Genomic DNA, 17780 nt, shown 5'->3' on the forward strand with positions numbered 1-17780 from the left:
TCTTCCTTGAATGGCCCCTGACTCTAACCCGCGATCCACCTGAATGGCGAGCCACTCTTGTAGGAGCGAGGCTTGCCCGCGAAGGCGTCGTCCCAGTCGACATCTCTGTTGTCTGACACGCCGCCTTCGCGGGCAAGTCGGGTCGCCGCATCGCTCGCTCCTACAGGGGATCTGCGCGCTCAGGTGTAGACCGGCCAGGTGTCGACGATTTTGCCACCGCGCACCGCCAGCAAATCCCCAAACTGCAACAACACCGATTCCGTCTGCGTCGGGCGCAAGAACACCTGATCTTCCACCGCCAGCCCCACGGCGCTGGAGCCATTGACCATTTCCTGGTTGGAACTGCGGCCGTACACGCCGTTGCTCTGTAACCCCAAGGGCGATTCGAACTCGGCCATCCAGTTGCCGCCGTATATAAAGAACGTCTCGCGCTGATTGGCGTCCCACCACGAGAACAGTTTCGACTTGTCATCCAGCGCCGGAATGTTCACCGCCCCGGTCCTTTTCAACACCGGCGTGGCGATGTACGCCGCCGGCACATGGTCCACCAGCGACGGCAAATCGTAGTGCGTCGGCTTGAGCATCGCCGTGCCCACGGACACTTCAGTGCTCACGCGTTCCTGTTCGTGCATGCGATAACTCGGGCTACCGGCGGTGTTAAGCGTCAGCCCTTCGCGCCACAGACCGGGGTACTGCTGGCGGGTGAAATCGACGCAGCGGTTGTAGATCACCATCACTTTTTCAAACAGTGCCTCGGGTGAACCGAGAATCCCCGGCACACCCATGCCCACGAACGGGTCGTAGCCCATGAAGCCGGCGAATTCCAGGTGCTGCGGGCGTGCGCTGATCAGCGCCAGCATCTGCCCGAGCACGTCCAAATCGCTGACGCCGCCACGGTGCAGGCCAACGTCCAGTTCGATATTGACCCGCAACCGCGTGCCCAACCCTTGCGCCAGCGCCAGGTATTGCTGAAGCCTTTGCGGGGTATCGAGCAGCCACTGCAATTGCTTCGCCGGGTTGAACGGCCCCTTGTGGGTTTCGTAAAACAGCTGCGCCGAACGCACCGGCAGCGGCTTGCCCAGCAGGAGGTCGGCGTCGGGAAACAGCACGGCGTCATGGTTGAGAAACGGCTGGTGAAACGACATCAAACGCTTCGTAGCGGCGCGCCGAGCGATGTAACTCAGCAGCCCCGGTGCCGGCAGGGATTTCTCCACCAGACGCAGGTGTTTGCCGGCGCGCTGGACCGACTTCATTACCACGTCGATGTTGTGATCGAGGCGATCCAGATCGATCAGCATCACCGGACGCATCGGGCCGTGAGCGTTCAGTTCACGGTTCAAGGCGCGGAAATAGTCGCTGTACGGCCCTCCTCGATCCCCCGGCCGTAGCCAGGCGCCTACACCCACCAGCAAGGCGCCCACGCCCAAGGTGCCGAGCAGGAAACTGCGGCGATTGATGGCCATCAGTTCACCCCCAGAATCGACGACAAATGCGCGTTGAGAAACTTGCCGCTGGGGTCCAGCGCCTGGCGAACGTCAATGAATGCCCGCCAGTGCGGGTACAGCGGCTGCAGGTTTTTGGCGTTCAACGTGTGCAACTTGCCCCAGTGCGGCCGGCCGTTGTATTTCCAGAAGATCGGCTCCACGGCGGCGAAGAAATTGTGATGATCCATCTGGTAATGCTGGTGCACCGAGATCGAGCAACTGTCGCGGCCTTCGAACATGCTCAGGGGAATGTCATCGGCTTTCACATAGCGATACTCGATGGGAAACCAGGTGCGCAGGTCTTTGTCCTGAATCAGTTTGAGGATTTCCCGCAGGCAGGCCGGGCCGTGTTCCGCCGGCACTGAATACTCCATCTCGTTGAACCGCACGGTGCGCACGTTGGCGTAGATGTCGAACGAGTCGCCCACCCGGTCGTCGAAACTGGCGAGGTGGCGCAGGTTGTTGAGCAGCGTGCGGCGCAGGTCGGGGAAGTCGCTGGCGTACTTGTCGATTTTTTCGATCAGGGTCACGAACTCGTTGCCGCCCTCCTCATCCGCCGGGATCGGTGGCGTGGCCGGGTCGGTGGTTTCGTTCAGGGCAATCGACAAGGCGTAGTCGGAATGAGTCACCACGAGCATTTCCCAGTGCTGGTTTTCCCGGGTGTTCTTGTCGAGGTCTTCCAGCAGCTCTTCGGTCTTGGCGATCCACTGGCGCTCCCGCAGCCGATACGCCGGGCGATTTTGCAGACGGATTTTGGTGGCCACGCCCAACGCGCCGAGGGAGACCCGGGCGGCGCTGAACACCTCGGGATGGCGGGTGCTGTCGCAGTCCAATACGTCGCCGCTGGCAGTCACCAGTTGCAAGCCGCAGACGTGGGCCGAATAGGACTGAAAGGTTTTGCCGGTGCCATGGGTCGAGGTGGAGATGGCGCCGGCGAGGGTCTGATAGTCGATGTCGGCCATGTTGGGCAGGGCCTGGCCGATGTCCTTGAGCGGTGTGCCCATGCGTGACATCGGCGTGCCGGCGGCGAACTCGGCCTGCAAGGTCTGGGGGTCGTGATCGAGCAGGCCGGTGAAGTAGCTCAGGGACACCAGCGTGCCGTCGGTGGGCACCAGGGCGCTGAAGGAGTGAGCCGAGCCGACCGGGCGGATTTTGCCGGGGGCCTGACGGATGACTTGGGTCAGTTCATCGAGGTTCTTCGGCGCCAGTCGCGCCGCTGGCAGGCAATTCTGGCCGCCGGACCAGTTGCGCCAGGGAATCAGTCGCGGCGCGCGCAACAACTCGGCCAGCGCCGGGCTTGCGCCGAGCGCGGTGAAGGCGCCGATAACGCTCGCCCGTTGCAGTAACTGACGTCGTGTCAGGTCCATCGTCATGGGTGCACCTGCCGTTCTTATTGTGGGATGGACTGGCCGGACATGAAGGCAATCAGTGCGAGGAACTCGTCCTCCGAACACTGCATGCACAGGCCCATCGGCGGCATGCCGTTGTAGCCGTTGATCGCGTGATCGAGCAGCGTGTCAGCGCCTTGCTGCACCCGCGGTTGCCAGGCTTTTTGATCGCCGGTCAGCGGTGCGCCGGCGGCGGGGTTGGCGTGGCAGAGCTTGCAACTGTTGGCGTAGACCTGGGCCAGTGCGGTGTCTGTGGGCATGGCGTTGGCCACTTCGCTGCGGGTGACCGGGGGCTTTGGCTCATCACCGCAACCGCTCAGCAGCGCGGCGAAGACGCAGCCCACCAACGCCAAACAACGGCTAGGCTTTTCAGTGAATCGACGTGCCCGCATGGCGGTCCTCTCTTGTGGCGCCCCGCAGCGGGAGACACCTTTTTATTGTGATCAAGGCGAGGTCAACACTAAGGCACCAGCGCGCCCGGGTTGAGGGCATTGCGGGCCAACTAGGGGGGCATCTGAGGCCATGACCCGTTCCGCCCTTCAAAAGACCGAGCGGCACAAACGCTGAGATGAGTCATGACAAGCAAGGGTCAGGTCTGCTAAAACGATTCATCAGCGCATCACAGAATCCAGACGGGGTAGCGACATGACCACAGCACACATCCTTGGCAATCTGTTTCCCGACAGCAGCGACATCCCGGAAAAATACCGCCTCGACGGCCAGACCGAGCAGCGCGAATACCTGGTCGACGGCGAACTGCGCACCTGGAACGGCCCCCTCGCCCAAGTCCGCAGCCCGGTGTACCTGACCGGCGAGAATGGCGACGAGCAAGTGATCCTCGGCAGCACGCCGTTGCTGGACGCCGAAACCGCCCTGACCGCCCTCGACGCCGCCGTCCGCGCCTACGACCGTGGCCAGGGCCTGTGGCCGACCATGCGCGTGGCCGAGCGCATCCAGCACGTCGAAGCCTTCCTCGGACGCATGCGCCAACAGCGTGAGGCGGTGGTGAAGTTGCTGATGTGGGAAATCGGCAAGAACCTCAAGGACTCGGAAAAAGAGTTCGACCGCACCTGTGATTACATCGTCGACACCATCAACGCCCTCAAGGAACTCGACCGCCGCTCCAGCCGTTTCGAACTGGAGCAGGACACCCTCGGCCAAATCCGCCGCGTACCGCTGGGCGTCGCCTTGTGCATGGGGCCTTACAACTATCCGCTGAACGAAACCTTTACCACGCTGATCCCGGCGCTGATCATGGGCAACACCGTGGTGTTCAAACCGGCCAAGCTCGGCGTGCTGTTGATCCGGCCGTTGCTGGAAGCGTTCCGCGACAGTTTCCCGACTGGCGTGATCAACGTGATCTACGGCAGCGGCCGGGAAACCGTCAGCGCGCTGATGGCCAGCGGCAAGATCGATATCTTTGCGTTTATCGGCACTAACAAAGCGGCCAGTGACCTGAAGAAACTGCACCCGAAACCACACCGCTTGCGCGCGGCATTGGGCCTGGATGCGAAGAACCCCGGCATCGTCCTTCCCGAAGTCGATCTGGACAACGCCGTCAGCGAAGCGCTCACCGGTTCCCTGTCGTTCAATGGCCAGCGCTGCACCGCGCTGAAAATCCTCTTCGTCCACGAAGACGTGGTCGAGTCGTTCATCGAAAAATTCAACGCCAGACTCGCCACCCTCAAACCCGGCATGCCGTGGGACAGCGGCGTGGCCCTGACCCCGCTGCCGGAAGCGAGCAAGGTCGATTACCTGCATTCGCTGGTGGCGGATGCGGTGAGCAAAGGCGCTGCCGTGGTCAACCCCAACGGAGGCCAGGCCCGGGCGTCGTTCTTCTACCCGGCGGTGCTGTTCCCGGTGAACCCGCAGATGCGCGTCTATCAGGAAGAACAGTTCGGCCCCGTGGTGCCGATCGTGCCCTACCGGCATCTGGACACGGTGATCGACTACGTCTTGGAATCGGATTTCGGCCAACAGTTGAGCATCTTCGGTACGAACCCGGTGGCGGTCGGCCGACTGGTCGACACCTTTGCCAATCAGGTCGGGCGCATTAACATCAACGCCCAGTGCCAGCGCGGCCCGGACACCTTCCCGTTCAACGGTCGCAAGAACTCCGCCGAAGGCACTTTGTCGGTCCATGATGCGCTGCGGGTGTTTTCGATCCGCACGCTGGTGGCGACCAAGTTCCAGGACAGCAATAAAGCGCTGATCAGCGAGATCATTCGCGGGCGGGATTCGAGCTTCCTGACCACCGATTACATTTTCTGAGGAGACGCTATCTGAGCGCCTATCGCCTGCCACCGCTGATGCGTCGATTGCTGCGTCCATTGCTGGACCCGTATCGGCGCTATCGCAACGCGCGAGTGATCCACGCGGTGCGGGTGTCGCTAGGCTTGCTGGCGACGATCCTGCTGACCACCGGCATTCACCTGCCCCACGGCGAGTGGGCGTCGGTGACCATGCTGGTGGTGATCGGCGGCTTGCAGCATCACGGCAACATCGGCAAGAAAGCCGCCGAGCGGGCGATCGGCACCTTGATCGGCGCCGGTGTCGGCTTGCTACTGGTGGCGCAACAGGCCTGGCTCGGGATGCCGTGGCTGACGTATTTCGCGATGTCGGTGGTGTGCGGGTTCTTCTCGTATCACGCCATCGGCAAGGGCGGCTACACGGCGCTGCTGTCGGCGATTACCGTGTTTATCGTCGCCGGGCATGGCGATAACCCGGTCACAGACGGGTTGTGGCGCGGCGTGGACATTCTGATCGGCATTGCCCTGGCCCTGGCGTTTTCCTTCGCCCTGCCGCTGTACGCGGTGTTCTCCTGGCGCTACAACCTGGCCGACGCCTTGCGCGATTGCGCGACCCTTTATGGGCGCATCATCAATGGCCAACCGGTCACCGCGGACGAACACCTGAAGATCATGGGTCGCCTGAATACGGTGCTGGTGCAACTGCGCTCGCTGATGCCGTCGGTGTCCAAGGAAGTGCGGATTTCCATGACTGAACTGGATGCCATTCAACGTAATCTGCGGATGTGCGTCAGCACCCTGGAAATCCTTGGCAACACGCGTCCGGATGCCAGTGATCCGGTGGCCATGGCGCATCTTCAAACCGCGTTGAAAGCCGAGCACCGGCAGATCCGCGTGCAGTTGATCGGCATGGCCCGGGCCTTGAAATCCGGGGCCGCCCAGCGGCTGAACCGGCCGGTGGAGCTGCCGGAAATCGGTCTCGACGCGCCGGTCTACAGTCCGCTGGATGGTTATCGTCTGTTGACCCGGCAACTGGCCGCGAACATCAGCGAAATGCGCCAGCGCCTGGCCAAGACTGCGCCGCGCTGGAACCTCTGAGGCTTACGGCGTGGCCGCCCGGCGCAGCTTCAGGCCCCAACCTTGCTGCATACCGGCAGCGGCCAGCAGGATAGCGGCCACACCGAGCCATTGCAGCGGCTCCAGGCGATGGCCGAACGCGAACCAGTCAACGAAAATCGCCGCAATCGGGTAGATGAACGACAGTGCGCCGGTCAGTGCCGTCGGCAGTTTCTGGATGGCGCCGTAGAGCAATACGTACATCAAACCAGTGTGCACGATGCCCAAGGTAACCAGGCTGGCCCAGGCACTCGGCGCTTGGGGCAATGCCGAAAAGTGCGCGAAAGGCGCGAGCAACAGTACGCCGGTGCAGACCTGAATCAAGGCGATCAGGTGCGGCGGCGTGCCGGTCAGGCGCTTGATGATCAACGCAGCCACCGCATAAAGAAACGCCGCCCCCAGCGCCAGGCCGATCCCCATCAAGTAATCATTGCCGCCCGCCCCCTGCTCGCCATGGGCGCTGACAATCGCCAGCATTCCGAGAAAGGAAATGCCCAGCCAGAACAGCTTCTGCAAGGTGATTTTCTCCCCGAGAAACAGCGCGGCCAAGCCGACCAACATGAACGGTTGAACGTTGTACACCGCCGTGCCAATGGCAATTGATGCACGGGAATAGGAGGCGAACAGCAGCACCCAGTTGCCGACAATCGTCATCCCGCTGAGCACGGCCAACAGAAACGTGGTGCGGGTCAGAATACCGGGGCGCAGGAAGCCGAAAGCCACGCAAATCAGCAACAAGGTGCCGGCACCAAATACGCAACGCCAGAACACCACGTCCAGCACCGGCTGGCCCGACACCAGCACGAACCAGCCGATGGTTCCGGAAATAAGCATGGCGGCGGTCATTTCGAATGACCCGCGCCGTAGTGTTTTGTCCATCATCAGACTCCTGTGTTTGAGCGCAAATTATGCCAATCCGTCGAACGTCTCCTCCAGCGCAAAAATCAGGCTAAACTCGATTTCTGCCTTTTTTATCGAGGCCGTTTTGTTTAATTGCCTAATCGAGGTTTCGCCATGACCGACGATATTGATCAAGTGCTGATCAGCGCCTTGATGGAAGACTCACGGCGCTCGCTCAAAGCCTTGGCGCAGATCAGCGGGTTGTCATCGCCCAGCGTGGCCGAGCGCCTGCGCCGACTCGAAGAACGCGGCGTGCTCAAAGGCTACACCGTAGAAATCGACCCCAGATGCTTTGGCTATCAGCTGCAAGCCATCGTGCGAATTCGCCCATTGCCTGGGCAATTGCAGGAAGTCGAGCGGCAGATCCAGGCCATTCCCGAATTCACCGAGTGCGATAAGGTCACCGGCGACGACTGCTTCATTGCACGCCTGCATGTGCGCTCGATGGAACAACTGGACACCTTGCTCGACCGCCTCAACACCCACGCCGAGACCAACACAGCGATAGTGAAAAAAACCCCGGTCAAGCGCCGGTTGCCACCGATGGCGTGAGTGTGGTTTGGGGCTGAATGGGATAGATTGATGGTTTACCGGCGAAGGATTGGCGGCATGAAAACTCAGGCAATATTACTCGCCGCATTGATGCTGGTGGGTTGCGGCACTGTTCAAACGGTGGTGCGCAGTGACGAAGCGGCGGCAAAGAGTCTCAAGGAAAAAAGAAGCTACTGCGGTGCGGTTCCACGGATCTACAGTGGTGTGACCTATGATTTCTGCACCCTGCATGCGCCGCTGGAGGCAGGCGTCGATCCGGAGAAATACAACAACGGAACAATTATTGTGTTGATCGATGCGGTCATTTCCGGCGCACTTGACACCATGCTCCTGCCCTACACCATCTATCGCCAACAAGCCGATGGCAGCATTGTCGTGGCGGAGTAAGGAAGGCCCCTTTCCTGATCGTAATAGGGTTTTCGCTTTCACCACTCTTCATACACCGCTAGAGTGCGCACCCCGTTTGCCGACCGGCAACACTACAAGGAAGTATTTATGCGCCCGTTACTACGGCATCTCTGTCCCAGCGCCGTACCTCGTCTCGTGCGCAACCTGCTGCTGGGAAGCCTGATTATTCAAGCAACAGGCTGCGCGATGTTTTCCAATCATGTGACCCTCAAGACTGAGATGCCCGCCCAGTTTGTCGTGGACGTAACCGCCTCCTATCGTCCGTTGTTCACCAGTGTATGCATCTTGCCCGACGATTACGCCGGGGATCCCAATCCTGACAAAGCGATGTTTTACAGTCAGCTGTCCCCTACACCTTATACGTCTGAATTCGAGGTGGAGCTGGGCAAAAGAGTCGGCGATTGCACACTGGCGCTCAACAGTTTCGACTTCACGATCCGGGATCGGTCACAGGCCGGTCGCAATACGTTTGAAACCTCCACCGTTGGACTTGAAGTCGAAACATTCCTGAAGGAGGACGAGCAGCTCGCGACCAGGCTGGACGAGCAATTGCTTGAAGTACGCTGCCACTGGGAAGACGCGGACACCAAGAGTCGCCCTGAACGAAGACTCGAATGTCACGGCTTGGATGCCAATAAGCACGAGCGAAAGGGCGGGCAGTTGGGCATGTTGAAAATGAGACAGCTGCAGGGTCTGACGTTGCGGCTGAAAGTAAGCGCGGCCGATATGGTTGAAATATCCCGGCCTCTGAAATAAAGCGTACCTGTCCGATAGTGAAAGAGACGTCCATAAAAAACCCGCCGAAGCGGGTTTTTTATTACTCAAGGCTTGCGATCAGTCATCGCGGCTCATGATGCCGAAGAGCTGCAACAGGCTGATGAACAGATTGTAGATCGATACATACAGGCTGATGGTCGCCATGATGTAGTTACGCTCGCCGCCATGAATGATGGCGCTGGTCTGGAACAGAATGCAGACCGAGGAAAACAGCACGAAACCTGCGCTGATCGCCAGTTGCAGACCGCTGATCTGGAAGAAGATGCTTGCCAGCGTCGCGCCCAGCAACACGAAGAACCCGGCGGTGATGAAACCACCGAGGAAGCTCATGTCCTTGCGAGTGATCAGCACATAGGCCGACAGACCACCGAACACCAGCGCAGTCATCGCGAAAGCGGAACTGACCACTTCAGCCCCGCCCTGCATGCCCAGGTAACGATTGAGGATTGGGCCAAGCAGGAAACCCATGAAACCGGTCAACGCAAAAGCCGACACCAGGCCCCAGGCCGAGTCACGAAGCTTGTTGGTAAGGAAGAAAAGGCCATAGAAGCCGATCAGCACCACGAAAATATTCGGGTAGCCGACACGCATCTGCTGTGCAACGAACGCCATCACACCGCTGAATGCGAGGGTGAGAGCGAGCAAGCCGTACGTGTTGCGCAGGACGCGGCTAACCTCTAGCTGCTCAGCCTGCACGCTGTTATTAACTGCGTAATCCTGTTCGCGCATGGCGACACTCCTGTTGGTTTGAAACGTTCAGTCGCAAAGATCATAACAGACGCTCTGTAACAAGCCATGCAGAGAGTTTGACAGCGTGTTTCATTCAGGTATTATGGCGCCCGCAACGCAAACGGAGGTGTGGCCGAGTGGTTTAAGGCAACGGTCTTGAAAACCGTCGACTGTAACAGGTCCATGAGTTCTTATCTAAGGTTCTGTTCAGTTGCATCTTGTAAGCTGCACAATCGGAAACACCGGGGAATTGGCAGAGTGGTTGAATGCACCGGTCTTGAAAACCGGCGAACGTTAATAGCGTTCCCAGGGTTCGAATCCCTGGTTCCCCGCCGCGAATTCAGTAAAATCAAGGGCTTAGGCTAAAACCTAAGCCCTTTTTTTGTCTGCTAAGCCATGGGTAGGCTGCTTTTTCTGCGTGTAATCCCGTGACAAGCACTCTTGATAAATAAGGCGCATCAAATTAGTTGCATTATGTTGCTCATTATTGCGCTATGTTGGGTGCAATCCACTATCTCGGCCTCATGCAGCCGTGAGGTACACCCTAGATTCCGTACTCGGTTTCCGCATTCATGTTCAGCGTCACTCTTCCTATTCCATCAGTCCAAAATCGATTGGGCAGTGTGTTACTAGACGCCCTACGCTCTGCTTTACGCCCCCGCAGCTTTTGCTAGCTCTATTTACTACGAAGCGATTGAACTCATTCACACCGGGTGTGAGCTGACATGCCTATCCATCCCCCCCTTCGAAAACCTTGAACTGCATCTCCTTCCCCGCTTCGGCAGCCAAAACAGGGCAGCCTCATGTACTAGGTATGTACATAGCTACTGGAGATTAATAGGGATCAACCAACCACAGGCAGGGGCTGCTGCGCACAGACCTCGTCATCTTGGATGAGCTGGGCTATCTGCCCTTCAGCCAAAGCGGTGGCGCGCTGCTGTTTCATCTTCTGTCCAAGCTCTACGAGCACACCAGCGTGATCATCACGACCAACCTCAGCTTCTCGGAATGGTCGAGTGTGTTTGGCGACGCCAAAATGACCACAGCGCTGCTGGATCGACTGACGCATCACTGCCACATCGTTGAAACAGGTAATGAGTCCTATCGGCTGCAACACAGCACTCTGGCTGACCAGACAAAGATCAAGACACGTGAGCGAAAGCGCAAGGAAGGTGATGTTGCTGAGGACGATGAGCCATTTTGATCCCCATCGGAAAAATGCCCTGTCACATGCGCACATGTGGTGGGGCTTTCGATCTTTTGAGATCGGACAGGACTGCTACGCTAATCCACAATTGCTGATGACAAATCGGCAATCTGCCCTGGGTCAATTTTCAATCGGCAGGGTGGGTCAGTTTTCAATCAGCGCCGACAACAACGACTCAGAGGCCATTTGGAGTTACGTTTGAGCTTGAGGGCAAAGCCGAAGTGGGCCGGTTGAAGCCCGATGTAACTTGTCCCTGATCAGGAGCCTGGCCACTGTGGTGCGACGATAGCTCAGTGCTACCAACTCGTCTACGAGGGTTACGATCCTACAAGCACCCCATCATGCAGACCTGCCATAAGGCTCTCGATTCGGGACATTAACCCACCAAATCGAACTGAATGATCTAATTTCGGGACATTAGAATGCTTTGCGCAGGCAGTTCTCGGCGGTACGCCATAGGCAGCCCCACGGCACGACGTCATGAAGAGGAACGTCCCAGTAATGGGCCGTAATTCATCATTCGTTTTCTACTGGTTCTTGCTGATTAATGTAAGGGATGCACGGCCTCTGAGGGAACTCTTTCGGGATATTCAGAGGTTGAAGCCATGTCGCCTTGGGGCTTTGCATCGACGACCACTCCGGGATCTTCGGAGCACTGAGTACCCTAGTCTTGGCTGGATCGACAAACACGACACTTAGCTTCCCTTCATCCATTCCTAAACAACGATATGAAGAGTTGAAGTCGGCGAAGTGTGCGATCCGGTAGATAGTAGATTTTCGCTGGCCAGCTGTATCGACCCATCCCCAGACCAATGCTGCAAAAAAACCCTGCGCGACAGCGCTTATTGCAAGAGTTATCACTATCGCGAAACCTTCGTGCGACCCCACAAACTCGTGTCGCCATAGATAAGCGACAATCGCGATGAGGATCGACATCACAATCACAGGCCAGAACAGCATGCTCATAACCTGCAATACGGTGGCCGCGAAGAGCGTCATGGGCAACAATGAAGCATCGATATGAAATAATGAGTTTATGTCATTTACAGCCTGCGCTTTTGCAACATATGCAAAGTATGCAAACAACACAACCCAAGCAATCAGCGAAGCCTTCAGATCTATGAGATTCCGAAAGATAGTTGTTTCCATTGTACCGATAAAAACATACAGCCCCAAAAAGACAAAAATCACCATGAAAAACAGCGCCATATTTGCGTGATTTTCCGCACTTACGAAAGACGCTATCAAGAAGAGGACTGCAACGAACGAAGTATTTAGCAAGGAGGTTCGGACTGCACTCAGCTTTGCTTTTTCCATAGAGGCACTCACGCGCAGACTAGCAAGATCATTATCTACATCAGCAGAACCACACTTACATTCTTTCAGGTCACTCACACCCAAGGCCTCATATCATCACTTTAATAAAATATCGAGCAAACTATTGTAAATCTCGCCACCTGCGAGCAATAAACCACATCGACAAACCACTTAAACATTATGAGCCGAGAGTGCCGGCCAAACAGACCGACACATGCATCAAATAGTTAAAGCGTGTATTCAGTTTCCACCTCTAGAGATCCAATGTATCCAGGAAAAGCATTCTTGCCATGATCCTCTAGATAATCCCGGTGATAATTTTCACTGGCGACATAGACGTCTAGCTTATCATCGACGCAGTCCATGGTTATATGTCCCGCCTTATTCTGGGTGAGAACATTATATCCAGTGTAATAATGAAGATGGCGCGACGGTGCTTCTCCAATTACGATGATTTGGGGGTCGAGTTTCTCTAGCCAAGAATCGGGTATCTTGCCTGACGCTCTCCCGTGATGTGATGCGAAAACCACAGTTGTTTTTGTCAGTTCGATCTCATCAACGATGCTTTCCATGAACTCAGTCTCGAGATCTCCCAACCATAGGAAGCTCGCGCCACCTTTTACAGAATATCTTAATACGCATGATACGTTATTGAAGCTGTCTCCCTCGTCACATTTTCGGAGGGCCTCCTTAAAATTTGCGTTGGAAGTGTCTGGCCATAGGATCTGTAAACCGGAGGAGCTTCGGTCTTCATCACCTTGGTTTAACCACTTTCGCTTAGACCCTTTTTCAAGGTAAAAAGCCTTATCTCCATCTCTCAATACACAGTAGTGAAGAAACGAATCCGTTAGGTCCGGTTTTTGCGCTTTATTTTTTACGCAATAGAAGTTCGCAATAGGAAACTTCTTATCCAGCTTCTCTATACCTTTGAAATGATCTTCATCAGGGTGTGTGCAAATGAAACGTCGCATTCCTTTCGTCTTCGATACATCCTTCAGCTCTGCGATGATTTCATCAGCATTATCTGCAGTTAAATTACAATCAATCATAGTGAAATTGTCTCCACCATGAAGAATATAAAACATATCACCATTACCGACTGACAAACTCTTAATTGTAGGCATCTCGCCCCCCCGCACAAATTTTTAGGATTAACTTGTTAACTTTACGCGCAGCAAAAAACCATGTAAAAACTAGGAATCCGTAGGAGCCTTTACAACTTTTTTTCGCGACCTTGGAGTAGGCATCGATGTTAGGCATTCGAATAAACGTTCAGCGTAAACAAACCCCATACGCTTTACCGCATCTTTGTCAAAATAAAATAGCCAGGCAGTTAGCAAAGAGCTTGATATCAGGATGGTCAGTCCTGCAGCAAGACCTGGATCCGCAAGATGAACCAATTCGAAATGAGGCGGTTGGACGCGGATTACCCCAGCGATCAATCCTCCATACACTAAACCACAAAGACAGGAAAGAATTCCAACTAGCTTCATCGCGACCATATTGCGATGAAAACCATATGCAATGTTCTCCTTCAAAAGCAGCTTTTTGTTATCACGAGTCAATTCTCTTAAGCGCTTAGTCGCACCAATATAAACGTCATCTGCCTTAACAGGATCCAAAGCCTCGTCCTGCTCACTAGGCATCTCAATCCCTAGCTTGGAAGAAATCTCGCGGTGGTACCTTTGTTTACTGATGCTATCCAAGAATTTATCTCGGTGCCGTAAAGCCAAGGTTGTTGGCATTCCACCCCATTGCTTTAGTAGTTTCTCCTCAAGTTTTTTGCCTCGTCCCCGCGCCACACTGGCCAGTGCGTAGATCGCACCACACCCCCCTAGCAGCCCAATAACACTTGTGAGTACAGGATGCTTCGCCCCATAAACACACAATAAAGGTACGAGCAGAGGCAGTGACACTAAAAGCCCTGGAATCACCCTAGCCTTTCGTTCATAAGGATCTTTGACCAACTCAAATATTGCAACCATAATCAATCCATTATTTAGATTCATCAAATTTAGCTACAACGTAACTCTTAACTCACCCAGCTTCTTTTTGTACTACTAACTTCTGCGCCTTGGGATCGACGCCTTGGCTTCTTAGCCCGAGCTTTTGCAGCTGATACTAAAATTGCGATACCGAGCAGTTACTACGGCCCAAGCTTTTTAATGAGCTGAGACAGGGCCGCTTTATCGAACAACAATGTTTATCTGATCGACCGAGACAATAAGCATCACTGCTGGTAAACCTTCGGCACTCATCTTCCGATGTAAAGAGCTGAGCAGCTTTTCGTCTTCCGCACTGGCCCGTGCCGAACAACCAGGCGGATGGGAGTGCCACTCACCCACGTAATCCACCACACGAGCGGTTCGTCGATGAACTACTTCCAGAGCCTCTTCCTGTCCTTGCTTTCCGCGAATGAAATGACTGGGGCTTGTTTCGCTGTCTGGCGGCGCAGGCAGCACGTCGACCAAGATAATTGTTCTAGTTTTGAAATCTGTAACACCCAGAATGGCTCCCCCAGTTTCATTGGGAAGGGCAAGCTCGCGGGTTTCTTTCAATTTCTGAACCAAGCCTTGGTCATATTTAACAGCCCATCCCCCGGTCTGCACTGACGTCACCGCGAATAGTTGAACCTCATGGACAGAGACAGCACCCGATAGATCATCGGATGTCCAGATGCACAGCCGAGCGTCATCTTTAACAACTGATTGGCGTAGCTGACGTGACAAGATCCCCGCGTGCAGGTGAATACACTCATTAGACATCCGCACAGAGATATCCCTACAGCCACCGCCCACCCAGCGGTCGCCGTAGTGATTGGCAAGGTGTGAGGCGCCCCACTCGTTATTTAGAATTGCGCGGTAGTATTGACCTTCCAGCGCATCGACGCGTTGCAGCCTGTGAGCGTCCTCCATGATCATCACGCTGGAGAGACCCGATGGCGTCATGAACAAGCTTACGGTGCGAGGCACGTTATCTCTCAAAGCCAAGCCTCGGGGGGCTTCGAAGGTCGTGGTCACATCCACCACCAACTGGGCAGCACTCAGCGCTTTAGAGATATCTTCCCCTTCACCGACAATGCTTTTGACTATCGCCCCGGGTGGCGATTCGTGTGGATAAATAGCCTTCGCTATATCTTGAACGACGAGAGCCTTTCGGTAACCAACGTAGCTGTCGACGGCAATGTGTCGGGACAGATTGTGGGGTAAGACTTGGTCAGGATCGATGAATGTCCAATGACCCCAGCACTCACGTACCCAGATATCAGCAAGGGTACCGCCGAGAGCACCTACTCCCGCGAGGACACCTTGAAAAGATGCTCCTTGGGGATCGATCGCCGACAAGTCTCGCGCAGCATTAGCATCCATCGAAGGCCGGATCTCCACCGGAAAGACCGGAAAGGACTTCCACGCAGCACCGAATCGACCATCTAGGAGTTGGACACGGAAGTGAACCCCGTTAGCGTTTTTCGGCCCAAGCATATCCATTGCACTAGCGAGCTCAAACAGCGATGCATTGACCATGTACCCCATGACATCTGGGCGCTCGACCTCCCCGTTTCGAATCCGGGGAACCCAAACGAGAATCAGCAGCCCCTCCACCTGCCCTTTCGACAAAGCTATGCCATCTGGGATCGCGTCAAATACCGAGTCGAACAGCTGAGTCGAGAGATTGCTCCCCCAAGACACCAGCTGTTCGTGCAGGGCACCCAGCGTTTCCGGGAACGTGGCCACAGCGTTCGTGTCGACCGCAGGCACACCAATTGCGATCATCCTGACTGACTTCGAACCGCAAGCCTCGTCTGCAGGCACGGCCTTCAAAGTAACAGTTTGGCCCTCGTCGACCCGCTGGATGGACAGCTTTCCAAAGGCAGGCTTGGCATACTCCGCGTGGTTGGCCGGGAGAATGAGTTGATAGGGACTCATATAGAACAGTTGCTCAAGCGGCTGATCCTCCCGGTGTAGACGCAGTTGCGCAGACTCCCTCAGCCACCAGAACATTCGGCTGAGAAACCGCTCCGCAGTCCAGCTTCGTTCCACGGCACTCCACACCATCTCGTACAGGCAAAGCGTGCGCGGCATTCCGGGCGCCCTTGCATGTTGGTGTGAAAGGCTTGGGAAATCTTTGCGCAACGTGAGAACTACGATGGGCACTCGGTGCGTCGGATTGACACTAATCGCCAAACGTTCCCTGCGACGAATGCCGCCTGGATTGCCCTCCGCCACCGTGCCGTCTCCTGCAGTGATGACGACGAACTCGGTACGGCTACCGCCCTGCTGCTCAAAGCGTAACTCCTGAAAGTCGATATCAGGATGTTCTTGGCACGCGTTAACTAGAGCAGCAGTGGCAGGATACAACTCGCCTCTGTCCGACCAGTCGAGATGCTCGCCGAGTTCGAAATAGTCAATCATTGGCGACAGGCGCCCGCACGTGGCGCCGCCGCAGCTGCAGTAGCCGACGCAGCGGATGCAAGGCCGATCCCAGCGCGTATAAGCTTCCCGTTCGACGCCACTTCAAACTCAAGAACAGCCTTGTCCTTCAAATCACCCGTGCAGCCGAACCACCCATCTACTGCGTCAAGAATATCGTCATATTCTCGCTTGGCGCGGATGCATGGTGGGTCACTCGCATCGCCTAGAATTTTTTTGCTGCTGGAGACGATAGTGGCCCCACTACGAGCTTGCCCCAAAGCATTACGAGCGTCCTCACAGACTTTTGCATTCTCTCCCTTCTTCGACCAGCTGTCGTAAGACAACGAGTGCCAAGAACAGTGATGCGGAGCGAGCAAAAGATCGTATTCCAGTGCTTGCGGATCGTCTTTGAAACGATTCCACATCCGCTCCCAAATCAACACCTCAGCATCGCCCCCAACCAGAAACCGCGTCGGTTTTGTGGAAAACACCGATGGAGAAATTTCCATGTTCATGATGACACTGGACTCATTCTTCGACAGTTCTTCCTCGAGTTCTTCATCATCTTCGTGTGGCGCTGGCGCCAGGAGGTGCGCCGAAAAGACTGTCGACCATTGGCCATCGATCCGACTGAATTTTTCGCCCGATTTAACCAGAATGGAAGTCAGATCATCTGTCTTGCCGTTGATGTCCTCCCCCATGATGAGGATTCTATTGCCACTGTCGGCATAGCCATGGTCGCGCCAGTAGCTAACCCGACGACGTGCTTCCTTATTGAAAGCACAGGCATCGTCGCAAAGCGTGTGGTGCTTTGAGCGGCGGCGAAAAATCAAAGGGGACGACCAGAGCTCCCGAATGATGATGCGTTTTTCCCACCGGTCGAGATGGTCGTCCGGATAGTCGTCCGGGTGCCCCAGCCAGAAATGTTTGCGCAATCCACCACAGTGATCTTGGTCAGGGTGGCTTAGCAGGAACGCATCGACAAATGGACGATCATCTTTGTCGTAGATTAGTCGCTGTCGAAGCGCTGTCGCGACGTCCGGCGTTTCGTCCTCGAGATTGTCAGCTGCGGCACGGATGTGAGTGTCAATCAAGATAGTGGTCACTCGAGTGTCTGCGAGACGCACGAGAGTCATATCACCATTGCCTACCTGAAAAAACGTGAACTTTGCTGCCATCGACGCCTCCTAGGCGGGGACGCATGATTGAGTCCGGCCTCTTGAGGGGTTAAGATACGTATA

Annotated in this window: 15 protein-coding genes, 1 tRNA gene and 1 pseudogene; 7 read left to right on the forward strand and 10 right to left on the reverse strand. The window is 55.8% G+C overall.

The window, feature by feature from the left end; genetic code table 11:
- Positions 1-179: 179 nt before the first annotated feature.
- From ACY4LX_RS19865 to ACY4LX_RS19875, 3 genes are read right to left on the reverse strand one after another with little or no spacing between them, the layout of a single operon-like run.
- On the reverse strand, positions 180-1463 hold the full coding sequence (locus tag ACY4LX_RS19865) for a DSD1 family PLP-dependent enzyme (protein ID WP_463257545.1): 1284 nt from the start codon (positions 1461-1463) through the stop codon (positions 180-182).
- Positions 1463-2857, reverse strand: coding sequence for a D-arabinono-1,4-lactone oxidase (locus tag ACY4LX_RS19870; protein WP_463257546.1), 1395 nt, complete (start codon positions 2855-2857; stop codon positions 1463-1465). Before ACY4LX_RS19870 ends, ACY4LX_RS19865 begins: the two co-directional genes overlap by 1 nt.
- Before the next feature lie 17 nt (positions 2858-2874).
- Positions 2875-3264, reverse strand: coding sequence for a c-type cytochrome (locus tag ACY4LX_RS19875; RefSeq protein WP_463257547.1), 390 nt, complete (start codon positions 3262-3264; stop codon positions 2875-2877).
- A gap of 253 nt (positions 3265-3517) precedes the next feature.
- Here ACY4LX_RS19875 and ACY4LX_RS19880 point away from each other — a divergent pair, with 253 nt between their 5' ends.
- Both ACY4LX_RS19880 and ACY4LX_RS19885 read left to right on the forward strand, forming a co-directional pair.
- Positions 3518-5143, forward strand: a complete 1626-nt coding sequence (locus tag ACY4LX_RS19880; protein WP_149661501.1) for an NADP-dependent glyceraldehyde-3-phosphate dehydrogenase — start codon at positions 3518-3520, stop codon at positions 5141-5143.
- A 38-nt stretch (positions 5144-5181) separates the two neighbouring features.
- Positions 5182-6219, forward strand: a complete 1038-nt coding sequence (locus tag ACY4LX_RS19885) for an FUSC family protein (protein ID WP_463257548.1) — start codon at positions 5182-5184, stop codon at positions 6217-6219.
- A 3-nt stretch (positions 6220-6222) separates the two neighbouring features.
- On the opposite strand, the gene ACY4LX_RS19890 is transcribed toward ACY4LX_RS19885, so the two are convergent.
- On the reverse strand, positions 6223-7116 hold the full coding sequence (locus tag ACY4LX_RS19890; protein ID WP_463257549.1) for a DMT family transporter: 894 nt from the start codon (positions 7114-7116) through the stop codon (positions 6223-6225).
- 135 nt (positions 7117-7251) lie between these two features.
- Between ACY4LX_RS19890 and ACY4LX_RS19895 the strand changes: the two genes are divergently transcribed.
- The 3 genes from ACY4LX_RS19895 to ACY4LX_RS19905 all read left to right on the forward strand — a co-directional run bounded on the left by ACY4LX_RS19895 (position 7252) and on the right by ACY4LX_RS19905 (position 8853).
- A complete protein-coding gene (locus ACY4LX_RS19895; protein WP_133839030.1) occupies positions 7252-7689 on the forward strand; it encodes an Lrp/AsnC family transcriptional regulator in 438 nt (145 codons plus the stop codon).
- Between the two features lie 57 nt (positions 7690-7746).
- Positions 7747-8076: a YceK/YidQ family lipoprotein gene (locus ACY4LX_RS19900; protein WP_149661504.1), complete on the forward strand. Its 330-nt coding sequence runs from the start codon at positions 7747-7749 to the stop codon at positions 8074-8076.
- Positions 8077-8184: 108 nt separating this feature from the next.
- Positions 8185-8853, forward strand: coding sequence for a hypothetical protein (locus tag ACY4LX_RS19905; RefSeq protein WP_463257550.1), 669 nt, complete (start codon positions 8185-8187; stop codon positions 8851-8853).
- 78 nt (positions 8854-8931) lie between these two features.
- Here the strand turns inward: ACY4LX_RS19905 and ACY4LX_RS19910 are convergent, their stop codons facing one another.
- A complete protein-coding gene (locus ACY4LX_RS19910; RefSeq protein WP_149661506.1) occupies positions 8932-9603 on the reverse strand; it encodes a Bax inhibitor-1/YccA family protein in 672 nt (223 codons plus the stop codon).
- Between the two features lie 244 nt (positions 9604-9847).
- Between ACY4LX_RS19910 and ACY4LX_RS19915 the strand changes: the two genes are divergently transcribed.
- Positions 9848-9935: transfer RNA gene (locus ACY4LX_RS19915), tRNA-Ser, on the forward strand.
- Positions 9936-10462: 527 nt separating this feature from the next.
- Positions 10463-10807: pseudogene (locus tag ACY4LX_RS19920) on the forward strand (ATP-binding protein); the annotation flags it as partial.
- Between the two features lie 519 nt (positions 10808-11326).
- On the opposite strand, the gene ACY4LX_RS19925 reads toward ACY4LX_RS19920, so the two are convergent.
- The 5 genes from ACY4LX_RS19925 to ACY4LX_RS19945 form a co-directional block, all read right to left on the reverse strand.
- Complete coding sequence (locus tag ACY4LX_RS19925; RefSeq protein WP_463257551.1) at positions 11327-12205, reverse strand: MFS transporter; 879 nt, start codon at positions 12203-12205, stop codon at positions 11327-11329.
- A gap of 149 nt (positions 12206-12354) precedes the next feature.
- Positions 12355-13251 (reverse strand): ComEC/Rec2 family competence protein, encoded by an 897-nt coding sequence (locus tag ACY4LX_RS19930; protein WP_463257552.1) that lies wholly within the window; start codon positions 13249-13251, stop codon positions 12355-12357.
- Between the two features lie 69 nt (positions 13252-13320).
- Complete coding sequence (locus tag ACY4LX_RS19935; RefSeq protein WP_463257553.1) at positions 13321-14112, reverse strand: hypothetical protein; 792 nt, start codon at positions 14110-14112, stop codon at positions 13321-13323.
- Between the two features lie 201 nt (positions 14113-14313).
- Positions 14314-16539 (reverse strand): Mov34/MPN/PAD-1 family protein, encoded by a 2226-nt coding sequence (locus tag ACY4LX_RS19940; protein WP_463257554.1) that lies wholly within the window; start codon positions 16537-16539, stop codon positions 14314-14316.
- Complete coding sequence (locus ACY4LX_RS19945) at positions 16536-17717, reverse strand: ComEC/Rec2 family competence protein (RefSeq protein ID WP_463257555.1); 1182 nt, start codon at positions 17715-17717, stop codon at positions 16536-16538. The genes ACY4LX_RS19940 and ACY4LX_RS19945 overlap by 4 nt, the downstream gene beginning before the upstream one ends.
- Positions 17718-17780: the final 63 nt, after the last annotated feature.

Source organism: Pseudomonas sp. Emmai (genome assembly GCF_055179735.1).